The organism is Gemmatimonadaceae bacterium (genome assembly GCA_036273715.1).
GTDB lineage: Bacteria > Gemmatimonadota > Gemmatimonadetes > Gemmatimonadales > Gemmatimonadaceae > JADGGM01.
On record DASUHB010000037.1, the window covers coordinates 134882 to 157008 of the forward strand.

Annotated in this window: 17 protein-coding genes; 5 read left to right on the forward strand and 12 right to left on the reverse strand. The window is 65.1% G+C overall.

What is annotated here, in order from left to right; translation table 11 throughout:
* Positions 1-2 precede the first annotated feature (2 nt).
* On the forward strand, positions 3-1763 hold the full coding sequence (locus VFW04_08975) for a sodium:solute symporter family protein (GenBank protein HEX5179448.1): 1761 nt from the start codon (positions 3-5) through the stop codon (positions 1761-1763).
* 49 nt (positions 1764-1812) lie between these two features.
* Here VFW04_08975 and VFW04_08980 read toward each other — a convergent pair whose 3' ends face one another.
* From VFW04_08980 to VFW04_09010, 7 genes are all read right to left on the reverse strand, one after another.
* Entirely contained in the window at positions 1813-2226 is a 414-nt protein-coding gene (locus VFW04_08980) for a hypothetical protein (protein ID HEX5179449.1), read from the reverse strand.
* Between the two features lie 47 nt (positions 2227-2273).
* On the reverse strand, positions 2274-2504 hold the full coding sequence (locus tag VFW04_08985; protein HEX5179450.1) for a hypothetical protein: 231 nt from the start codon (positions 2502-2504) through the stop codon (positions 2274-2276).
* Positions 2505-2564: 60 nt separating this feature from the next.
* A complete protein-coding gene (locus VFW04_08990; GenBank protein ID HEX5179451.1) occupies positions 2565-3131 on the reverse strand; it encodes a hypothetical protein in 567 nt (188 codons plus the stop codon).
* 816 nt (positions 3132-3947) lie between these two features.
* Complete coding sequence (locus VFW04_08995; GenBank protein ID HEX5179452.1) at positions 3948-4643, reverse strand: nucleoside phosphorylase; 696 nt, start codon at positions 4641-4643, stop codon at positions 3948-3950.
* Positions 4644-4816: 173 nt separating this feature from the next.
* On the reverse strand, positions 4817-5716 hold the full coding sequence (locus tag VFW04_09000) for an alpha/beta hydrolase-fold protein (GenBank protein ID HEX5179453.1): 900 nt from the start codon (positions 5714-5716) through the stop codon (positions 4817-4819).
* 1128 nt (positions 5717-6844) lie between these two features.
* On the reverse strand, positions 6845-7300 hold the full coding sequence (locus VFW04_09005; GenBank protein ID HEX5179454.1) for a hypothetical protein: 456 nt from the start codon (positions 7298-7300) through the stop codon (positions 6845-6847).
* Between the two features lie 41 nt (positions 7301-7341).
* Positions 7342-7689, reverse strand: coding sequence for a hypothetical protein (locus VFW04_09010; protein HEX5179455.1), 348 nt, complete (start codon positions 7687-7689; stop codon positions 7342-7344).
* Between the two features lie 36 nt (positions 7690-7725).
* Here VFW04_09010 and VFW04_09015 point away from each other — a divergent pair, with 36 nt between their 5' ends.
* Positions 7726-7962: a hypothetical protein gene (locus VFW04_09015; GenBank protein ID HEX5179456.1), complete on the forward strand. Its 237-nt coding sequence runs from the start codon at positions 7726-7728 to the stop codon at positions 7960-7962.
* 14 nt (positions 7963-7976) lie between these two features.
* Here the strand turns inward: VFW04_09015 and VFW04_09020 are convergent, their stop codons facing one another.
* From VFW04_09020 to VFW04_09040, 5 genes are all read right to left on the reverse strand, one after another.
* A complete protein-coding gene (locus VFW04_09020) occupies positions 7977-11423 on the reverse strand; it encodes a hypothetical protein (GenBank protein ID HEX5179457.1) in 3447 nt (1148 codons plus the stop codon).
* Positions 11420-12841 (reverse strand): toll/interleukin-1 receptor domain-containing protein, encoded by a 1422-nt coding sequence (locus VFW04_09025; GenBank protein ID HEX5179458.1) that lies wholly within the window; start codon positions 12839-12841, stop codon positions 11420-11422. The genes VFW04_09020 and VFW04_09025 overlap by 4 nt, the downstream gene beginning before the upstream one ends.
* Before the next feature lie 87 nt (positions 12842-12928).
* Positions 12929-14077: a patatin-like phospholipase family protein gene (locus VFW04_09030; protein ID HEX5179459.1), complete on the reverse strand. Its 1149-nt coding sequence runs from the start codon at positions 14075-14077 to the stop codon at positions 12929-12931.
* Between the two features lie 66 nt (positions 14078-14143).
* Positions 14144-16195, reverse strand: coding sequence for a hypothetical protein (locus VFW04_09035; protein ID HEX5179460.1), 2052 nt, complete (start codon positions 16193-16195; stop codon positions 14144-14146).
* A 206-nt stretch (positions 16196-16401) separates the two neighbouring features.
* A complete protein-coding gene (locus tag VFW04_09040) occupies positions 16402-16863 on the reverse strand; it encodes an NIPSNAP family protein (GenBank protein HEX5179461.1) in 462 nt (153 codons plus the stop codon).
* 52 nt (positions 16864-16915) lie between these two features.
* Between VFW04_09040 and VFW04_09045 the strand changes: the two genes are divergently transcribed.
* The 3 genes from VFW04_09045 (at position 16916) to VFW04_09055 (ending at position 21825) form a co-directional block, all read left to right on the forward strand.
* Positions 16916-17620, forward strand: coding sequence for a helix-turn-helix transcriptional regulator (locus VFW04_09045; GenBank protein HEX5179462.1), 705 nt, complete (start codon positions 16916-16918; stop codon positions 17618-17620).
* A gap of 300 nt (positions 17621-17920) precedes the next feature.
* Complete coding sequence (locus tag VFW04_09050) at positions 17921-19873, forward strand: hypothetical protein (protein HEX5179463.1); 1953 nt, start codon at positions 17921-17923, stop codon at positions 19871-19873.
* Complete coding sequence (locus VFW04_09055) at positions 19870-21825, forward strand: hypothetical protein (GenBank protein HEX5179464.1); 1956 nt, start codon at positions 19870-19872, stop codon at positions 21823-21825. Before VFW04_09050 ends, VFW04_09055 begins: the two co-directional genes overlap by 4 nt.
* Positions 21826-22127: the final 302 nt, after the last annotated feature.

Below are 22127 nucleotides of genomic sequence, written 5' to 3' on the forward strand. Positions count from 1 at the left end.
ACGTGCAACCCGTCACCCGCCTTGCCGGCATCGACTACGTGATCATGGCGGCGTACTTTGCCGCCGTGTTGGGCGTGGGCTTCGGCCTCCGTCGCCTAACGAGAACCAGCACCGACTTTTTCCTCTCCGGACGGTCGCTCGCGCCCTGGATCACGGGCCTCGCCTTCATCTCGGCGAACCTGGGCGCGCAGGAAGTGATCGGCATGGGCGCATCCGGCGCGAAATACGGGATCGCAACGAGCCACTTCTATTGGGTAGGCGCGATCCCGGCCATGGTGTTCGTCGGGCTCTTCATGATGCCGTTCTACTACGGGTCGCGCGCGCGGTCGGTGCCCGAATACCTGCGGCTCCGCTTCGACGAGAAGACGCGGACGCTCAACGCCGTCACGTTCGCGGTGATGACCGTGTTCTCGTCCGGCATCTCGATGTACGCCATGGGCCGGCTGCTCAATCTGTTGTTAGGCTGGAGCTTCAACGTCAGCATCCTCGTGTCCGCGATCATCGTGCTCGCCTACGTGCTGTTGGGCGGCCTCACGAGCGCGATTTACAACGAGGTGCTGCAGTTCTTTTTGATTGTCTTCGGCTTTCTGCCCTTGGTCGCGCTGGGTCTCCATGCCGTTGGCGGCTGGCACGGCCTCACGGAGCGTCTTGCAGCGTACTCCGTCACGCGGGGCCTTCCAGCCGACGCGTATACGCACAGTTGGCGGACGATGGGCAGTGCATCCCAGAACCCCATCGGCATCGAGTGGTTCGGGTTGGTGATGGGACTCGGCTTCGTGTTGTCGTTCGGGTATTGGTGCACCGACTTTCTTGTCGTGCAGCGCGCGATGGCCGCCGACTCGATGACCGCCGCCCGTCGCACCCCGCTCATCGCCGCGATCCCGAAGATGTTGTTCCCGTTCCTGGTGATTCTGCCCGGGATGATTGCGTTAGTGCTTGCCGCGCCGCATGTCGCCGGCCACGTGAGCCAGGGTCTCATTCCTGCCAAGGTCGGCGCCAACGGCGCTCCGTTGGTCGACGCGTCGGGACGCGTGATTCTGGACTACGACCTCGCCACGCCGATGATGCTCGTGCGCCTGTTTCCGCCCGGCATGTTGGGCTTAGGGCTAACCGCGCTCCTGGCGTCGTTCATGTCCGGCATGGCCGGCAATACGACCGCGTTCAACACCGTGTGGACGTACGACATCTACCAGAGCCACATCAACCCGGGCGCGTCGGATGCGCACTACCTGTGGATGGGTCGCGTCGCCACGGTGGGCGGCATCGTGCTCGCCGTGCTCGCCGCCTACGTGGCGAACACGTTCAACAACATCATGGATCTGCTGCAGCTGGTGTTTGCGTTCGTGAATGCCCCGCTGTTCGCGACCTTTGCGCTCGGCATGTTCTGGAAGCGGACCACGGGACACGGCGCATTCATCGGGCTGATCACCGGGACGGTGGCGGCCGCGGTGCACCACGGCCTCACGCTGCCGTTAGGCATGGCCGCGGGGCTCAAGGGCGGGTATCTGGGCGTGGTGCACCACTATCCGAGCGAGCTGGCGCAGACGTTCTGGACGGCGATTGTTGCGTGGGTCACGTGCTTCGTCGTGACGATCATCGTGAGTCTTGCGACCAAGCCGCGAGAGGCGGACGAGTTGCGCGGGCTCGTCTATTCGCTCACGGCCAGACCGCGGGACGAAGGGTTGGCGTGGTATGCGCGGCCGTGGGTGCTGGCGGTGATCGTCCTGGCGCTGACGCTGGTGCTAAATCTGATCTTTGCCTAGCGTCGCGTTAGCCACAACGACTGCGTTCTAACGCTAGTCGACCGAGGACTCAGCGATCGATTACGACCTGTTCGACGTTGAGGTACGTCGGCGCTCCGGGCGGTCCCTCTGCGGCTCCGTAGCCTACCCGAAAGTCATGCCACACTTCAACTCGATCGCCGGCTTGGATCGCGCTCACACTGCTCGAGAAGATCCCGCCGCGTATCTGAGTAAACACAGGCGTCGACTTCCCGAGGATGAGTCCGGCGTTCGCGACCGTGCCTGGAGGAATCACCAGCCACACATCGTGTTGCGAGAATGCGCCTTCGGGTCCAATACCGCTCTCGACTTCGACTCGTACGACTGTCGCGCTAAAGTCGGGCGGCGTCGCCAGTGCTAACGTGGCTGGAGGACCGAGCATGCTGCTGCACGCAGCGAGGCTAACAAAACACACACACGCGAGGCGATACGTGTTCGATCGCATGACGCCTCCTCAGCCAGCCGGCCTGGTGGAACTCGCGCCGAAACGACTCAGTGACCACCATTCGAACGCCGTTCGTGCCGACTCGGAAGCGGTGCGTGCCGGCCCCAGCATTGGCGCCAGGCGTCGGCGTCGGCAGTCGAGTCGGCGTCCTTCTCCGTCGCGTCCAAGGTCAACACGACGTAAAGTTGCGGGTGACCGCGGTCGAGGATGATGCCGGTCGTATGCGCCTCGATCATCTGATGACGCCAGTGCCGCCTAACGCCTGCGTTCAGCTGCAAGGGAATAGAGAAGAGCCGAGCGCAGGGAGTTACCGGAACCGTCCGACGCGTCAACGCTCGTTAGCCAGCGTTGTCGGAGCGTACCACGTGATCTCGGTAAGCCCTCCATCGTTGAAGGCTTTGCACCGCGGTGCCTGGATCGAATATTCCCGATTCTGACGACGGATCGAAGGCGCGCCATCCGCATCGAAGAAGAAGGTCAGCAACCAACCCGGCAGCCGCGTCGCCGCCGCGCACGTGGAGTGCCAAGCAGTCGACCACGCCGGCGGCGCCGATGTTGAATTCGACGGAGAAGTCCGGTCCCTCGAACGTGCCCCACGACGGATCCGAGAAATCTACGCCAGGCACAACTTCGCTTATCAGATGGATTATCTCCGCGCGTGAACCCAATGGGCGCGGTACGAAGTCATCCGGAATATCATCGACGCTTTGAGCGGTCGGCGGTATGTCGCGAACGAAAATGTCCCAGCTCATGACCCTCCTCTGGCTAACGGGAAGCGTTCCGCGGCGGGAGACAATAATGCTCAACTGCGCGTGAGCATCATCGATTGACTCTACATCGACATCCAAAATGACGCGAGCGATCGCCAAGTCCGTCCAGAACCGCATCCGCAACGGTTCGGCCAACCCGCGAGCCTCGAACTCAGATGGTGCAGTGACGCCGACATCCTTACCGCCTGAAAGAACAAACCAGAAGCGCCGAAGCGATTTGATCCAGGGTGGGATCAGTCATGGTGTTCCTCCGATTCCGAAGCTCACCCGTCAGCTTCAGCGCTCGTTAGGCGGCAGCTGCGACCAACTGTCGGGCGCTTCGGGCTACTTGGCATCGGGGCTGCGAGCCTCCAGCTGCTCTACACCAAGGCGATCCGGATCGATCGCTGCGACAACGAATTCTCCGGTGGAATGGGGACTGCCGCTCCGTCGGCGCAGAAGCGCAAGCTGTCCCGCGTGCGCCATTGCATCCGCGAGTGGGCCCTGAAGCAGCTGCTCGGTCGTCGTATCAGAAGGGTTCGCCGTTCGCCGAATCGAATCGGCAAGCTCGCGAAGCGTGGCAAAGAAGCGCTCGACCTCGGCCGAGTATGTCGCGCGATCCGTTAGTACGTCGCGTGGCTGACTCAGGAGGCCGATCGCGCACTTGAGGACGCCGCTCATGTGCCGCAGACCTGGCGTGGCGTGCGCGCGCGGTGTCCAGGCTGGAACGCCTCGTAACCGGCGGGCGCGCCGCGCAACGCCTTCGCCGTTCGATACGCAACTGTCGCGAGAAAATGCCGCAGCAGTGTCTGATTGCGGTTCATGTCCGTCACGTGATGCGTGATGGCCGCCTAACGCCCTGGCTAACCTGCACCGACATCATATGAGAACGCTCGCGTAGTGACCGTATTCAATACCTCCCGTGGAGGTTCGCGTTCGTTAGTCGGTAGGCGGCGAGAAACCGACGTTCGCTCACCGGGTGTCGTTGAGAAGCGCGATGCACGCAGAGGCAGCGAGGCGCGCCAACGCCTCGCGAGCGGCACCGCGATCGAGGTGTTCGCGCCGGTCCCAGGTGAGACCGCTGACATCGTCGCCTCCATAGAGAATGGCCCCGAGCGGAACACTGCGAAATTGAGCGACGGCCGCAAGTGCGGCCACTTCCATTTCCACTGCCAGACACCCTTCCGCCTTTCGTGCACTCACCCGCTGAGCAGTTTCTCGATAGACCGCATCCGTGGTCCACGTCTTCGCCAGCCGGAAGGGCACATCCCTCGCCGCCAACGTTGCGGTAATCGTCGTCACCGCGCTCGCGTTGATCATGATCTCGCGCGCGGGCGGCACGTAATGATACGACGTGCCTTCGCCGCGTACCGCGGTTGATGGAACGATCAGATGCCCGGCCGCTACGTCCTTGTCGAGCACGCCCGCCCCGCCGCACACGACAAAGGCACGACAGCCGAGCGCGATGAGCTCCTCGAGCAGCATTGCCGCGAGCGGCGCTCCGAGACCGGGATGGACAAGCGTGATTGGCTCATCGCCGTTGTGCCACTCGTAGACCGCGTGTCGCCCAATCGTACTCGTGAGATGCGTGACCAGGCGCAACGATCCGTTGGCCTCCCAGCGCGAGATGACTTCGTGGAAGAAGCACAGCACGTGCAGCCGAGTCAATAAAAGCGCTGGCGCAGCCAGCGTAATTCAGAAGATCGGCTGTCAGTTGCAGCGTTCGTTATGCGCGCTACCGATCCTAAACGCCAGGTCGCGGATTTCAGACCGGGAAACAAGTTGCGGAGAAGCGCTCTCCACAATCCTGAAAGTGTCTGCCTGAATCGTTGGCAACCGCGCTAAGGCCGTCGTGGCCACGCGAATTCGATGCCCTGAATCAGCGACATTGCGCCAGCCGGTAAGTGTCCTTCGCCCGGGAAGACGACATACTTGACCTGCAACGGCGGCGCTCCTGCCTGAAGGCGAGCCGCGAACGTCGACGGCTCGTCGTACATGAGCGGGTACTTTGACGGCGGTTCTTCACCACCCACCGTGATCAGTACTCGCAGCGCCATGGGCTCCCGCTTCATGCGTTCGAAAAACGCAGCCTCGTCCACCAAGACATTCTTGTTGAGAGTGGGACTCGCAAGCAGATATGTCGAAAACTTTCCGGGATCGCGAAGCAGGGAGCGCACTGCCAGCATGCCGCCCAGGGAGTGGCCCCAAATGGCTTGGCGAGCACGATCGACCCGGAAATGGCTCAAAATGTACGGTTGCACTTCCTCGTATATCGCGCGCAAGAAGGCGTCGCCGCCACCAGTTACTTTCGCGTCCTGGGGATCGGGCGCGCGAAAGGGAGTCAGATCGAGCGATCGCAACTCGCTCGCTATCATGACGTCCGTGGTCTGATAGCCAATCGCAACGACATATCCCGTTCCTGTCTGGCCAGTCGCGCCGAATACCCTAGCAACTTCAGACGAGGTCGCGAGCCACGCCGTGCCGTCCAGGACGTATAGGACAGGATACCGGAGCGAGGAGTCAGGGCGAACCGGAGGGGTAATCGTCAGCCTGTACGGTCGCCCCGTAATCCGCGACGTGAAGTCGTATTGCAACGCGTGCGGCAACGTGACCGGCTGTCCGCGTTCGGGAATCGGCCCACTCGCTAGCTGCGCCGGCAATAACTGGGCGGCGCCGGCGAGCAGCCAGATCGTCGCGGCGAGTCGGAAAGTACCGAATGGCGTGGCTTTTCGAGTGAGCATCGTAACTAGATGGGTGCTGCTCGCGATGGCCGGTGCAGCATGACGCCTTCCGTTAAGCTGCGTGCGAATCAAATAAAACGCGAGCGTAGCGAGCCTCATTAGATCGCACGTCAGCTTCAACGAGTGTTAGATAGCGCGGTCGGGAAACCTAAATGCGTTTAATAGTGGCGGCATACCATTCCCCATTATGAGCACCCAGGACCTGCACAAGAGAGCGTGACGAACAATTCGGAGCGAATTCGCCAATTCCCGTCGACCAATCGTCAGTAGGCAGCGTAGCGACCGCCAACTTTCCGAAGCCCGGCGGGTGTCGACCAAGACCCCGTCCACGTGCCAGTCTCCGCCGCCCGACCACCGGAAGAACTTACCTCGATTGACGTTGGAGTGCGGACGTAGACGAGATTCGCAGCACGAGCGAACTCCTTTGCCCATGCCTCTGATTCGGCAGACCTGCCCTGCGAGAGCGTGCCGCTTCCGGTCGTGATCTGGTACTCAACGTCCAAGAGGCCAACGACCCCTTTGACGTCATGGCGTACAATAGATGCATTCGATTGCGCGCGGAGCGCTCGAATCTGGTCCGCAGCCGACTGTCCGAGCATTGGCGGTGCCACCACAACACACGGGAGTGCGGCGACAGCAAGATGTCTCATATACTCAAAGGTTGAAGAGCTATCTAACTATACATCTATGCTGCGTGTCAACATTGTCGATTGCCTTACGCGACTACGTTATGCTGCCATCTCTTGCCTAAAGCTGCGAGGCCTCGCTGCCTAAACGCAGAGTCGCGCGCCGACAAAATCGCGATTGCCTTGACTGACCAGCAGTTATCGGCGTTCGAGCCGATCGCGCATCCGGAATTAGGCTGCGAGGACACGCAGGAGAACGAACACAGGCACGACAAAACCGCCGAGCGTTCAGAGGAATCCCAGGGTTATCGACGGGGCTGCGGACGCCGAGGCCGCCGCGATTCAACGCGTGCCTATGCCGCATCATCGTCTACACACTCGCCGTGACCAACCAACTCCGCACTGTGCGGATTTCCGGACCGGACTCCCGGCGGTGAATCCAAAACAAGCGTGGACGTTGTGACGCATGGCGCGCTTCGCGAGGCCGAGGTCGACTACGGCGTCACGCGCCCGGTTCCTTCTGGCTGATCGCCAGCGGCGCAACCCGCGGCCTGACGCGCCGCAGCACCGCCACAAGCACACCGCCGACGACCAGCGCCTCGAGCATCGCCAGCGGAAGGCCGAGCAACACGCCATACATGAGGTAACCGACGGCGCCTAACGATCTCCAGAGCAGCAACGTCGCGGAAGTGAGCGCGACCAGCCGCGCGAATGTCCAGGCCAACGCCAGAACAATCGCCGCGCTCACGACGCTCTCCCGCCGGTACCATGTGACCACGATCAACAGGATGACGCTCAGGACCACCGCGATCACGCCGCCCACCCGAACGAGCACGTCATGATGCGTGTTCGCGGCGAACGACAACAGACCTAACGCAGCACCGCCCGAAATCGCAAATCCGGCGATCAGCGCCGCCCTCGATACGCGACCAAGTGCGCGCGCAACGTCACCGAACATGCGGTTCATCTCCCTCGATCAGGGCCGGCGCAGGCCAGGGCCTAACTTATCCAGTTGCCGACCATCAACGCGAACACGCCGAGCAGGAGCGCGACGCCGCCGCACACGCCGAGCACCACCGCCGCGATGCGCGTCGCTCGCACCAACCGATGCTTGGATGTCCCGGCGCCCGCATCCTCCAGCAGCACGCGATCCGATATTCCCCACGCCCCGAACGCCAACAGACAAACCCCGGCCGCCAACAGTTGAAACCACGCCGGCGGCTCGATCACGATCGCGACCACGGCGGTCACCAGCCCAATCGCCAGCACCGAAACCAGGCGGCCGTCCGGCGTCCGGCGCGCAAGTTGCGCCAAAACTGTCCCGAGATTCTCTTGAGTCGTCTGCATGACCGCTAGCCCCGCCTGCGCCGCCAAGGAGGCACCATGACCGAAATGATGCGGTTGGACATCCGGTTTCCCATCGGCGGCCTCTTCACAGTCCTGGGACTCCTCGTGGCTGGATATGGTCTCACCACCCGCGGCGACGCACGCCTCTACGAGCGATCCCTGTTCGTGAACATCAACCTCGTGTGGGGGATCGTCATGATCCTGTTCGGCCTCGCCATGTTAGGCCTGGCGTGGCACCGGCTGCGGCAGGAACCGCGCACGCCCACCGCCTGAGGACGCACGCGCCGTCACTGCGCGCAATGCGCACGATCGGCCGCCGACAACTGCGTCACGAAGGCATGCTGCGCCGCCGTCGCGGCGCCCCACGCCGACAGTTGAACCATGTCCCGCTCGATCGCACATGGAAACGGCGTTGACGGGTTCGTCTCCACGTTGCTGTGTTGATGCCTGGCATAGAACGCGCGCGCGTCGTCGGAGAGGCCGCTCAGCACCATCGCGTTGAACTCGTTCACCAGAATGAACGACTGCTTGGCCGAGTGCCCGAGGCCCTCGCGCGCGAATCGCAAGGCATTGCGGCCATCGCCTAACAACAAATCCTGCCACGAGATGTTCCCGAGATCGACGGCTAACGCATCGCCCTCCGTGGCGTTCACGCGATCCGAATCGGCGCGCGTCCTCGCCCTCGGCATCATCTGGTTGTAGAAGTATCGCGAGATCAGCAGGTCGTGCTGCCGGTAGCGCAGCACCGCGTTCCCGATGCGCATAAGGCGCGCGGCTTTTGACGCGGAATCCTTGCCTACGGTATCGCCGGCCACCCACTGCCCAGCCTGCGCGGCCATGATCCCGATCGCCGCGTGATAGGCCCTGAGCTCGTGCCAGTTCACCGTGGATCGAAAGGTGAGCGCCGAGTCGATCCGGAACGCGCGGTCGACGGCGGAGTCCGCCACCGCGAGCTCGCCGCCATCATGTGCGATCTGGCCGAGCGAGTCCTCGATGGCCGCGAGATTGTAGTAGTCGGTCGCGGTGCCCTGCCCCCGCGCCAGTGTGTCGAGCGTGTCGCGTGCGGCGCGCGCCGACGCCACCGCCTCCCGACGATGCTTCATGCCTAACTGCGCACGCGCCTGCTGGATGAGCGCGAGGCCGATGGCCAACCGCCCCTGCGACACCCATTGCGTGTCGGATGTGGTGAGGCCGATTTTCACCAACGCATCCCAGTTGGCAATCGAACTGTCCGCGCTGGCCAGGGTGGCGTCATACTGGCGGGTACCGAGCGCGAACATCGCGGTCCACCCATGCATTCGGGCGAGCCAACTCCGGCTGCCGTTGTAGTGGTCCGTCGTGAATCGGCGCCGCGACACGGCCACCGCACGCCCCATGTCCGTTAGGCTGGCCGAGGCGTCGTGGCGCGCCGTGTCGAGCAACGCCATGTTGTACCAGAGTTGCGACGCCGTATATGCCAGCGAATTCGCGGATTGATCGCGCCGGCGCAGACCGGAATCCGTCACGGCCAACGCGCTCGTAATCCATTGACGCGCGGGGTCGTACCGGTGCTGCTGATACAACGCCAGCGCGCCATACAGATACATGCGCGCCAATCGATCGGAGGCCATGGAATCGGTCTTCGGATCGGCGCTGCGCGCGTATGGGATGCCGAGCCGCGCGGCCTCCACCGCATCGACGGAGTCCCCGTCGAAATAGAAAGCGTGCGCGAGCTCCGAATAGCTCTGCCTGGCCACCCACATCGACACGGAGTCGTTGCGCGACGCCAGGCGCTGCACCGCGGCGAGACCATGGCGGCCGTGCGCGATCGATGACGTCACGCTGTCCAGCGCATAGAGCAGATCTGCGGACACACTGTTCACGCGCGCATCGATCTGCAGCGGGCACAGCTCGTCGGGACTCCGCTTGATCATCTCGTCCGTCGAGGCATCCGACAACTCCAGCAAACTCTTGTATGCCAACTGCAGCGATTGATTGGCGCTGCTCGTCGTCGTGTCGCCGAACTTGTTCACCACGGCGAGCGTATACGAACAGAAGTCGTCGAGCAGACTCGCGGACCGGCCCCGCTCCTGTGCCGCCTGATCGAGCGCCAGTTGCTGCTGCGTGTTCGCCCGCGCCGTCATCGAATCGGCATGGATCGCGCGCGCCGCTTCCGACTGCGCGCTGCGCTCGGACACGCGCAGGCGCTGCGTGGTTCGCTGCGCATTGATGCCGAACCACAGCGCCAGTGCGGCCGCGATCACAGCGACGCCAAGAAGAGCTCCGGTGATGCGCTGCTGCCGCTTCGCTTTGGCGAGTTGCGCCGCCGCGACCGCCGCTTCCTCTTTCGCCCTGCGTTCATCCTCCTCGGCCCGGCGCGTTTCGAGCAGGCGGCGCTCTTCCGCCCGCCGCAACTCCAGGTTGTGCATCCGCTCCGTGCGCTCGAGCAACGCGATCGGCGCGAGCACGTCGTGCGTCAGCTCGATCTGCGGCGTCTTGCCCCGCTCTTCCACGTGGAGCAGCCGCCGATCCACCAGCGTGTCGAGATCATGCGGCGACCCGTGATAGGTGTCGACCAGGATCTCGTTGGCGCGCTCTACCGTTAGGCGGTCGCGGTAGCCCTTCTGCGTGAGCAGGAAATCTTCGACGAACGCCTTGACCCCGCCCTCGGGCGGCGCCGCGAGATCGCGGAAGCAGTCGAGGTAGAAGTCGCGGAGCACCGACTCCTTGTTGCTCGCGACCAGCTCGAGCGAGATCGCGTCTTCGCCGCGCTTGAGCCTGAGACCGTTGAGCTGCCGGCAGAAGAGGCTGAGTAGCGAGGGATCCACCTCGAGCCGCTCTGCTGCCGGCTCGTCGATGGGCCGCGACGCCTCCAGGCCATCGGCCGTCGCATCCTGCCCCGCCACTGTCCGCACGATCGCCTCGGCGACCTCGCGCGTCACGAGATGCCGCGCCGCCGCCGGCCGCTCGACCACGTCGAGCGCGTGCCGCCGGTCGAACCGCGTGAGGCGAACGTTGTTCAGGATGATGGACGGAATCTCAGTGCGCAGCGCGTGCAGGTGCGGCAGGTAGTCCTCGCGCAGGCTCAACAACACGCGGTAGCGCGCCTGCTCGAACGTGTACCGGTCCACCAGCGCGGGGTTGCTCCGCATGGCGCGTTCGAGCGCGCGCGGCACGCGATTCTCGATCAGGTCGCCTAACAATTCGGTCGTGCGCGCCACCATCCGGCCGCCGTCGCGCCGTGAGGCGCCTAACGTGAACAGCTCCTCGAGCTGGTCGAACACGAGCACCGGCGTGAGCAGCCCGCCCGTTTCGTTGGGCAGATCGAAGTCGACGTCGTGCAGATACTCCCACGGACCCGGCGCCGCGAGCGGGTCGCTGGCGCCCGAGAGCTTGCGCGAATGGATGGCGCCGGCAACCGCCTGCGTGATCTGGCGACCCGGCGGATCCGCATCGGCGCGCACGCCATCCTCGAACTCGCCATAGTCGAGACGAATCGGGACCGGGAGAAACCCTTCTTCGCGAAGCCGCGGGAACAACCCGGCCTGCAACAGCGACGTCTTGCCGAGTCCGGATTGCGCGTAGAGCACGGTGAGGGGCTCGCGCCTCACGCGGCGAAACAGATCGTCCAGCTCCTCGTCGCGGCCAAAGAAGAACTTCCGGTTCGCCTCACGGAACGCGAGCAGGCCTAACCAGGGGTTCTCCTCGTCGACCACGGGCGACGTGTCGATCGCGAGGCTCGGGCGCGAACTCACGCGCCGTCGTCCTTGAGCATCGCCACGATCTCCGCGATGCGCGTCACGGCGCGCTCCGTGCCCGGGCCGCCGTCGTGTTCTTTGATGTCCGCCTCGCGGAATACCGGCGGCACGCGGCGGAAGGACGTGCCCTTGAGGCCGATCGGCACGATGAACGGGATGCCGCTCCCGGTGTGATCCTTGTTGCGATCGACGGCGCATGCCCATTCGCGGCGGAACTTGCCCTGCGCGCGCGCTTCGGTGGCTTCGGAGAGAATCGGCACGAACAGCAGCGCGCCCGACTTGATGTACTGCTCGATGCGCTCGAGCCAGGGGTCGCCGCTCTCCAGCTGGTCCTCGTCGAACCACGTCGTGACGCCACGTGCTTCGAGCGCCTGCTTGAACGTGCGCACCTGGGCGACGTCGGCGCGCGTGTAGCTCAGGAACACTGCGTTAGGCGGTGGCTCCTGCCACTGGCGCGTGGGCCGGAGGCCCGGCCGCTCCTGCGCCTTCCACCGGCGGTGCAGCTCGTCCACGAAATCGACGGCGCCCTTGGGAAAGAGCTGCGTCGCCCGGCTGAATTGCCGAAGGAACGCGACGAAATTCGCGTCCACCCGGGCACGATCGTCGGCCACGAACTCGCGCACCGTGCGCTGCCACGACAGCGGCGCGTTCTTGGTGGCGCGGATGAAAAACCGCGCCAGCCAATCGGTGTAGCCTTCGCCTAAAAAGAGCAGGTTGTTGCGGTTGAGCGCTTCGAACAGGTTCGTGGGGCGCGTCGCTTCGCCCTGGAAGTACCGGATGTGCTCGAGCAGGTCCTCCTCCGTGAGCACGTACGGTTTTCCCGGCGCCACGCGCCCCAACAGATTGTAGACGCGCGTCATGTTCATGGCCGACGGCGTGAGCTCGATGTCGTTGGCCTGGTTGGTCGAGTAGATGTGCGAGCGGAACTGCAGATCGTTAGGCGCACCGCTGTATCGCACCTCCATCAGCGCGCGCTCGAGCAGGTCGTCGAACGTCAGGTTGACGAAGAGGCGGAGCGGCGTGATCTCGGCCAGTTGGCGCAGCGGCTCGGGCGTCGGGAAATCCGTCTCGCCCAGGATGCGCCCGATTTCCTTGGTGATCGTCTTGCGCTGCCGCTCCGGGTCGGGCGACATGCGGATGAACGCGGACGCGACGTCGTTGAGGTTCGTCGCGTTGGCGGCGGCCGGCACGCCGCCCGGCCACGTCAGCCGTTCAGAGAGCGTGCGTGCGACAAATCGCGTGAGCGGCTCGCGTCCGCCGTCGACCTCGATGAGCACGAGCTCGGGTCCGACGATCGGCACGACGCTCTGATCGCCGATGGCCGAGAGGAGGTCATCCCAGGCATCGTCCTCCCACATGTCCGCGGGAGTCTCGGCGAGAACGGACAGGACCTCCGAGCGATCCGGCTGAGTCACGGGGGTTCGACGTTGGTCGGTCTTCTGGTACGCCGCAGGGACAACGGCGGGGGCTACAATAGTAGGCTGACCCTGCATGGCGCGCAATCAGTCCGTCGGCGCCATAGGTACAGTGTGGTCCGGCCCCGCTGAGATTCGTTCATGCGCGGGCCTCGGATACAGATGCTCGAGCCGCACATTCGCCTCCGCGTACTCCTTCCCGGCCTTCTGGTAGGCCGGCATGTTCGCGATCCGGTCGAGCCGCATGTCCAACTCCTGCACCGGCCCCTCCGGCGTCGCCACGTTGAACTCCTGATTGTAGCGGACGTACGTGAACCGCTTCTGCTCCCCCGACAACAGCGATGGCCCGGCGCCCGACAGCGCACCCAGCTCGTTGTCCAGCGGCGCGCCGAAGACACAATCGCCTAACGCACGACACATCATGTCCTCGTGCTGCGACGCCGCATCGATGAGCGCCGGCACCGCGAACTTGAGCTGATCCATTACCGTGATCTGCTCGGCCACCTTGTCCGGCAGATGCACGCGCTCGGTCCCCGTCCCCACCGAAATCACGTGCAGCGCCTCCCGCCCCGATGGCCAGTTGAACCGGTACTGCGGAAGCGTCGCCATCAGCACGGCGATCAACGACGGATTGTTGAACGGCGTCACCCCGCCATCCACGAACAGAAACTTGTGCCGGCCGAATTCCACGCGCTCCGGGGCGAAATACGTCGGCGCCGCCGTGCTCGCGCGCAAGAGCTTCCACAGCGGCACGTTCAAGTTGCAATCGGGACGCGAGCGGTCGTTGTAATGCGCGTCCGGATGGTTCGTCACCGGCCACGGCGAGCCCGTCGTCGCGTTGCGCATGAGGATGAGCAGCTTGACCGCGATCTGCGGCGATCCCATGAGCACCGGCTTTTCGTGGTCCTCGTCCTCGCTGAAATGCTGGCGGAAAAAATCGGCCACCGCATCCGCGCGGTACTTCCGCTTCCACTGGCGGTACCACGGCTCGCGCTGGAACATGAACGGCCCGAACTCCATGTACAGCCGTTCGATCTCGGCGACCGGCTTCCGTAAGGCAAGGAACGCGGCGATGATCGCGCCGGTGCTCGTGCCGGCCACCAGGTCGAACACGTCGGCGAGCACCAGATCGGGCGCCTGCCGCTCTTCCCGCAGCAGCGCCTCGATGCGCGAGAGAATCTGCAGCGTGAAAATGCCCCGGACGCCGCCGCCATCCAACGTGAGGATTCGCTTCATGTCACGCACCCTGACCGCAGCCAACGTGAACGCCGTCCGCTCCGGCGCCGTTAGGCGCCGCCCCGCTCAGGCTTCCACCAGATCACGCGAATACAATACCGACCACTCGGCGACTTCGTCGCTCAACATCTGCGCACACGCTTCGCCTACATCGTACGCCTCGAGCGTCCAACCGCCCGGATCCTCGCCGCTCGCGCGCGCCCCACGTACGCGCGCCTGCAGCACCTCGCACTCGGCCCGGCAGCCCTCGAGCATCTCCACCATCACCGCCGACCGCTCCGCAATCCGCAGACACTCGGACTGAAACCGGATGCTGTTGAGACTCGAGACCACCGCCGGCAGCACCGCCGCGAAGAATACGAGCGCCGGACCGTACGCGTGCCCAACGTCGATCCATCCGCGGCGCAGTCCCAGGAGTCGAGCCACGATCAGGAGCAGATCCACGAACACGATGATGATCACGGCAAGGTTCAAGCGCCACACCCAGCGCCTGATCCACCGGTGCATGCGGCGCTGGGTATGGCTCGTCGCCCGATGATATTCGATCTGCGTCGCGAGCCAGTTGTCGTGCACCAGGACCAGCGCGCGGTCGACGTCGGATTGGCTGACAGTCCCGTTGCCGCGCGACTGCGCTACCGGTGTCTCGAGCGGAGACATTCCGGTGCCCGGAGGCGCCTCGCGAATCACGGCTTGCAACAGCCAATCGACCACGCTCTGCCGCAACGCGGTTGCGGCGTATCGCGCGACCCGTGGCGGCGCCAACCGCAGCAGCGCCATCGGCGACAGGTACTGCATCGCCCGCAATCGCTCGGCGAGATACCGATAGTCGACCGCCTTGCTGTTCCAGTGGTGGCTGTTGCCGAGATGCGTGTTGAAAAAGATGGCGACCAACACGGCTAGTTCGACGATGGCGAGCGAGAGCAGCGTACGAGCGCCTTCACGCTCGGGTGCGCCATGGCGCGCGAGGAAGAGCAGATACACCAGGCTTGTCACCGCGAGCGCCACGGCGAGCGCCGCGAGCGTGTAGTTGACGAGGAACGCGCCGCGGTAGAGACCCGTGTAATGCGCGCTCAGCTCCGCCGCCCGCGCGCGGAATCGGGTGAACGGCTCGACGATCGTGTCGGCGCCGCTCGCCGTTAGGCGGTGGAAGCGCCGCACGAAGGCGGACCACAACCGCGGCCTCACGCGCGCGCGCCGATGCTCGCCGCCGAAAAACTCGTCCAGCAACTCGGCCTCCCCGTTATCCAGCCGGGCGGCGCCGCCCTCATCGCCGTCGCGCGCGTACGGCCCCGCGCGCGACGTGCGCGGATCGGCCAGGATGCGCGTCACGACCTGGTCGACGCTCCGTTCCCACGGCGCCGACGCCGAGGCGCGCGTGCGCTCCAGGTCGACCGGCCGCGTGATGACGGTCACGGGCCGCTGGCGCTCGTCCGGCGCCGCCGAGAGCAACAGGACGGGGATGCCTAACGCAACGGCGGCCGCCATGGTTTCGCGGGTGCCGCCGATCCCGGCGCCGCCATCGAGGTCGGCGTTGGCGATGAGGAGGTCGCAGTGCCGGAGCAGCGCCGCCGCCTGCACGCGAAACGCGCGGTTGCGGCGTTCTGTCGTTAGGCGACCGTCCGCGCCGCCGCGCGGCGCGTGCGGCACGCAGCGCCCATCGAGCTCGATCGTGTGCGCGCAGCGGGCCAGCAGCGCGTCGAACGTGCGCTTGTCCGTGACTTCGCTGTTGTCACGAAACGACCGCGCGTCGCACGGCAGGATGGCGACGAGCTCGAATTCGGTGCGGGCGCCGGGCTTCGATGGACCCGCGCGGGAATCACACTCGAACGCCAACAGCGACTCGAAGGCAATCTGGTCGGTTCCGTCCGCGAGCCCCGACACGACGCGCATGAGCGGCCGTGCCGCCCGCTGATCATTGCCCGACGCGTAGTACGAGCAGATGTCCGGTCGAGTGGATTCCGCGCGTCCGGGCGCGAGCGCCTCGAGTCGCATCGCCAACACCCGGTAGACCTGCGTGAACACCTCGTGCAGCCGCGCGCGCTGCGACTCCGGCAGCTCGATGGCCCCGGCGACACCGACGCGCAGTACGAGTCTCGGCTTCTCGAGCGGACTGAGCACCGCACTACGGTAGCACGTTCAAAAGCGACGAGCCAGCCGAACAATCCGTAGATCCGCGTGCTCCGTCCGATCCGTGTTCCTTAGAGCGAGCAAGCTCTCCACGGGCGCTGCCCTGCGCCCGCTCATCCTATACAATAGTAGGAACAGATGTTGCGGCCACCTATCTGGACCTAACGTAGTTGTCCCGTCGCCCGTGGCGTCTAACGCTAGCGTGTCGCCGGCACCTCGAACGTCCCCTCCACCACCTGTACGAAGTTGCGCTCCTCGCGGAAAATGCAGCGCTTCTGCTGCGCGAACTTGAAGTTCTCCTGCGCATCGGGATCGGTCTTGAGCCGGTCCTTGTACCGCTCGTACGACGCGAGGCTGTCGAAAGCGATCAAGCCCCACGCCACATCGTTAGTCCCTTCGTAGGGCAGGAAGTATCCGATCAGGTGTCCCCCGCACCGCGGAATCACCTTCCCCCAATTCGCCGCATATTGCGCGAACGCTTCTTTCTGGTACGGGTCGATCTGATAACGGATCACGCACGTGATGGTCATTGCTGAGCTCCGGTCGGCGGGAAGGACGCTGGCCCAACGCGTCACCACGAGCGCCGCGCACGCGGCAAGCCCGGTCTTGAGTGCGTCGCGCCGGCCGACGCGCTCGGACGCCAAGTGGTCCTCATCCATGGCAGCCAAGATAGCAATTGCCGAGCGCTCACACTTTGATTAACGTCGAAGTATGGATGTCGCCCGCCGAGCCGATGCGCATGCCGCCCGCGCCGCCGCCGCCATCGGCGAGCCCGCCCGCGCCCGCATGCTGTACTGCCTGCTCGACGGCCGCGCGCGCACCAGCACCGAGCTGGCGCTCGTCGCCGGCGTCAGCCCATCCACCGCCAGCGTCCACCTGCACAAATTGGTGGCCGAGCATCTGACCAGGGTGCAGGTGCAAGGCAAGCACCGGTACTACAGTCTCGACGGTCCCGAAGTCGCCGACGTGCTCGAGGCGCTGAGCGTGTTCGCCGGGGCCACGCGCAGCGAGTTCGTGCCCAACACGCCCGACCACCTCCGCGCGGCGCGCACCTGCTACGATCACCTCGCCGGCGCGCTCGGCGTCGCCATCAACGACCGCCTAACGACGCTCGGATGGATCGCCCACGCCCACGGCGAGGCGGCCGGTACGTACGAGGTCACGCCCAGAGGCGCCGCATCGCTCGCTACGCTGGGAGTGGATGTCGGCGCCATCAAGGGACTCCGGCGCCGCTTCGCGTTCGCCTGTCTGGATTGGAGCGAACGCCGGTCGCATCTGGGCGGCGCCGTCGGCGCCGCGCTGCTCGACCTCGCGCTCGGCCGAAAATGGGTCGCGCGACAGCGCGAGTCGCGTGCCCTCACCGTGACCGCCCTCGGCCGCCGCAGCTTCCAGCGCGAGCTCGGCCTGCAGCTGTAACCGCGCTCGACACTGCGGCCCGGCCTGTTCCCAGCGGTCGGGGTCCGCAGTGCCGCCCACGCCTGTATCTTGCACCTTGGTAGTCCGTATGACATATCTCACGCCCCGAGGACGGGCGCGTACGTCGAGATGCTCGGCGGAACGATCACGGTGGACGGCACACTCGGGCAAAGCACACGATTTCTCGTGAGGCTGCCGCCGGACTGACATCAGAAGCCTTGACGCCATTCTCCCGCACCCGCGCTCGTCACGGTCTCAGGTGACCCGCAGCACACACACCTCCTTTCGGGCCCAATCCCAATGACACATCGTTCGGCGACGTTCCGGTCGTACCTCATGCTGTGCGCGGCGGTACCGATCCTCGCGCTTGCGTCGGCGCCGGCGGCGCGCGCGCAGTCGGACACGACCGATCCGCGCGCGCATCTCAAGCCCGGCCTCTACGATGCCGGCGTGGCGGCGAAGGGCATGCAGCTGGTTGCCCACGCCAACAAGCCGGCGGAGTTCCACCCCAACGATCCGGGCGGCCTAACATACGCGAACTCCGATCTCGCGTTCGGCGGCAAGTACCTGTATCAAGGTAACTTCAGCGGCATCCAGATCTGGGACATCTCGAATCCCGCCAAGCCGGTACTCGCCGACCACCTGGTCTGTTTCACCGAACAGGGCGACGTGTCGGTCTACGGCCACTTGCTCTTCGTGTCGGCCGAGAACACCGGCAGCCGGCTCGACTGCGGTACGCAAGGAATCAAGGACAGTGTGAGCAGCGAGCGCATGATGGGCGTTCGCATCTTCGACATCTCCGACGTCACGCATCCCAAGCAGGTTGCGGACGTGCAAACGTGCCGCGGTTCGCATACGCACACCCTGGTGCCCGATCCGAACGACACAGGCGTGGTCTACGTGTACGTGTCCGGGCTGTCGTCCGTTAGGCCCAAGAGCGAGCTGGCCGGCTGCGAGTTGGGCAGCATGTCGAACCCCAATTCCGCGCTCTTCCGCATCGAGGTCATTCGCGTGCCGGTGGCGCACCCCGAGCAGGCGAAGGTCGTGAGCACGCCCCGCATCTTCGCCGACCTCACCAAGCCGGCGACGCACGGCCCGGCGATCGCCGACACGGCCAATGGCGCGGCGCTCACGATGGCGCGCGGCTATCTGCCGATCATCGGCCTGCCGGCCAAGACGACGGCGGCCGATTCGGATCGCGTGGCGCATCTCATCGCCCAGGTGATGTTCGAAACCGACACGGCGAAGTTCAAGGCGTTGAGCGATTCGCTCAAGCAGTTAGGCGTAGACGTGCCGGCGACGCCGGACAGCCTGGCCAACAGCGGAGTGCTCCAGTGCCACGACATCACCGCGTATCCGGCGGTACACCTCGCCGCCGGCGCGTGCGCGGGCTACGGGCTGCTGCTCGACATCAAGGATCCGGCGAATCCGGTTCGTCTGCAGGCCGTGTCCGATTCGAACTTCTCGTTCTGGCATTCGGCGACGTTCAACAACGACGCGACCACGCTGCTGTTCACGGACGAGTGGGGCGGCGGCGTCGCGCCCAAGTGCCGCGCCACCGATCCGCTCGACTGGGGTGCGGATGCGATTTTCTCGCTGAGCGGCACGACGCTCACGCAGAAGGGCTACTACAAGATGCCGGCGGCGCAGACCGCGCAGGAGAACTGCGTGGCGCACAACGGGAATCTCGTGCCCGTGCCGGGCCGGGACATCCTGGTGCAGGGGTGGTATCAGGGCGGTCTCTCGGTGTTCGACTTCACCGATCCCGCGCATCCCAAGGAGATCGCGTACTTCGACCGCGGCCCCATCGATGCGAACAAGCTCGTGTTAGGCGGCTTCTGGTGCGGCTACTATTACAACGGCTACATTTACGGCTCGGCGATCGCGCGCGGTCTCGACGTGTTCAAGCTGACGCCGACGGCCGATCTGACGCAGAACGAAATCGATGCGGCGAGCCTCGTACGCTACCGGACGCTGAATCCGCAGGACCAACCGAAGATCGTGTGGCCGGCGGCGTTCCCGGTGGCGCTCGCGTACGTCGATCAGCTCAAGCGCGACAACGGACTTCCGGCCGACCGTCTGTCGGCCATCGAGAGCGCGCTGACATCGGCGCGGTCGGCGAGCGGCGCCAAGCGCACGTCTGCGCTCCGGAAGGTGGCCGCCGACCTGTCGCAGGATGCCCAGGGCGCAAGCGATGCCAAGCGCGTGCAGCTGCTGGAAGAGGTGGTCAAAGGATTGGAGGCAGCCAAATGAATCGCATCCTCGCTGCATGGTTCCGATCGGCGCTCGTGCCGTGCGTTGCGTTAGGCATCGGCGGCGCGGCCGCCCTGCCCGCGGCGTCGCGGGCGCAGTCCGACACCACCGACCTGCGCGCGCACTTGAAGCCCGGCCTCTACGACGCCGGTGAAGCGTCGAACGGCCTCAGGCTGGTGGCCACCGTCAAGAAGCCTGACGATTTCCATCCCAACGATCCCGGCGGCCTGACGTACGCGAACTCCGACCTCGCATTCGGCGGCCACTACGTCTATCAAGGAAATTTCAGCGGCTTCGAGATCTGGGACGTTGCGGCTCCCGCCAAGCCGGTGCTCGCCGAGCACCTCGTCTGCTTTACCGAGCAGGGAGACGTCTCGGTGTACGGGCATCTGCTGTTCGTGTCGGCGGAGAACGGGGCCAGCCGGTTGGATTGCGGCACGCAAGGAATTCCGGACAGCGTGAGCAAAGAGCGGATGATCGGCATCCGGATCTTCGACATCTCGGACATCACGCACCCAAAGCAGGTGGCCGATGTACAGACCTGCCGCGGCTCGCACACGCACACGCTCGTGCAGGACCCGAACGACAAGAGCGTCGTTTACGTGTACGTATCGGGGTTGGCGCAGGTGCGGTCATCGGGTGAGATGCCGGGCTGCGAGGGCGGCGCGATCACCGACCCGAACACGGCGCTCTTCCGCATCGAAGTAATTCGGGTTCCGTTAGCACATCCAGAGCAGGCGAAGATCGTCAGCTCGCCGCGCATCTTCAACGACCTCACGCACACCGCCACGCACGGCGCGGCGATCGCCGATACGGCCAACGGCGCCGATGTCGTCCAGGCGCGCGGGTTCATCGATGCGATCGGCATGCCGCGCACGGCGACGGCGGCCGACACGAACCGGGCCGCCCACCTGCTCGGCACCCTGCTCTATACGAGCGACACGTCCAAAGCGCGCGCGCTGACCGATTCGCTGCGCACGTTAGGCATCAACATCCCCAACCTGTTCGGCGGAACGGGCGGCCCGTCGCAGTGCCACGACATCACGGTGTATCCGTCGTCCGGGTTCGGCGCCGGCGCGTGCTCGGGCTACGGCATCCTGCTCGACATCAAAAACCCGATGCACCCGGTGCGTGTCGACGCGCAAGCCGACTCCAACTTCTCGTTCTTCCACTCGGCGACCTTCAGCAACGACGCAACCAAGGTACTGTTCACCGACGAGTGGGGCGGCGGCGTGGCGCCCAAGTGCCGCGCGACCGATCCGATCAATTGGGGCGCCGACGCCGTGTTCACCATCAGCGGCACGAAGCTCACGCACGCGGGCTACTTCAAGATGCCGGCGGCGCAGACCGACGTCGAAAACTGCGTCGCGCACAACGGGAACCTCGTGCCGGTACCCGGCCGCGACATCATGGTGCAGGGATGGTATCAGGGCGGCGTCTCGGTGTTCGACTTCACGGATCCGGAGCACGTGAAGGAAATCGCCTATTTCGACCGCGGCCCGATCGATCCGACAAAGCTCGTGATCGGCGGCTATTGGGGCGGCTACTACTATAACGGCTACATCTACGGCTCGGAGATCGCGCGCGGACTCGATGTGTTCGAGCTCACGCCGACAGCCGAGCTCACGCAGAACGAGATCGACGCGGCGAAACTGGTGCACCTGACCCTGCTGAATCCGCAGGACCAGCCGAAGATCGTCTGGCCCGCCGCGTTCCCGGTCGCGCTCGCATACGTCGATCAGTTGAAGCGTGACAACGGGCTCCCGGCCGCGCGCCTAACGGCGATCGAGAGCGCGCTCACGTCCGCCCGGTCGGCGAGCGGGGCCAAGCGCACGGCGGTGCTCAAGAAACTGGGAGCCGAATTGTCCCGAGACGAGCAGGGCGCGAGCGACGCGAAGCGCGTGCACTTGCTGGCGGGCGTCGTGAAGGGGCTGGCGACGGCGAAGTCCTGATCCGGTCATTGCGTTGGGCAGCAAGACGAGGCGGGCGTGCCACTGGGCGCGTCCGCCTCGTGAACGGATGACGGCTCGGATGGAACCGATCGCGCGGCTGCGCTGGCGAGATCGTCACGCACAGGCACGGCGCGTTGGCCTTCACGCCGACCATCGGAGAGTTTTTGCCTACAAAGTAGGCAAAAACTCTCCGATGCCGCGAGCGAACGTGCCGACCCGGCCGCCTACCGACGAGCACAGCCTTCGCCACCGCAGACACTCGCCCGCGCAACGCACGCCAAGTATTGTCCGTACAGTCCGCG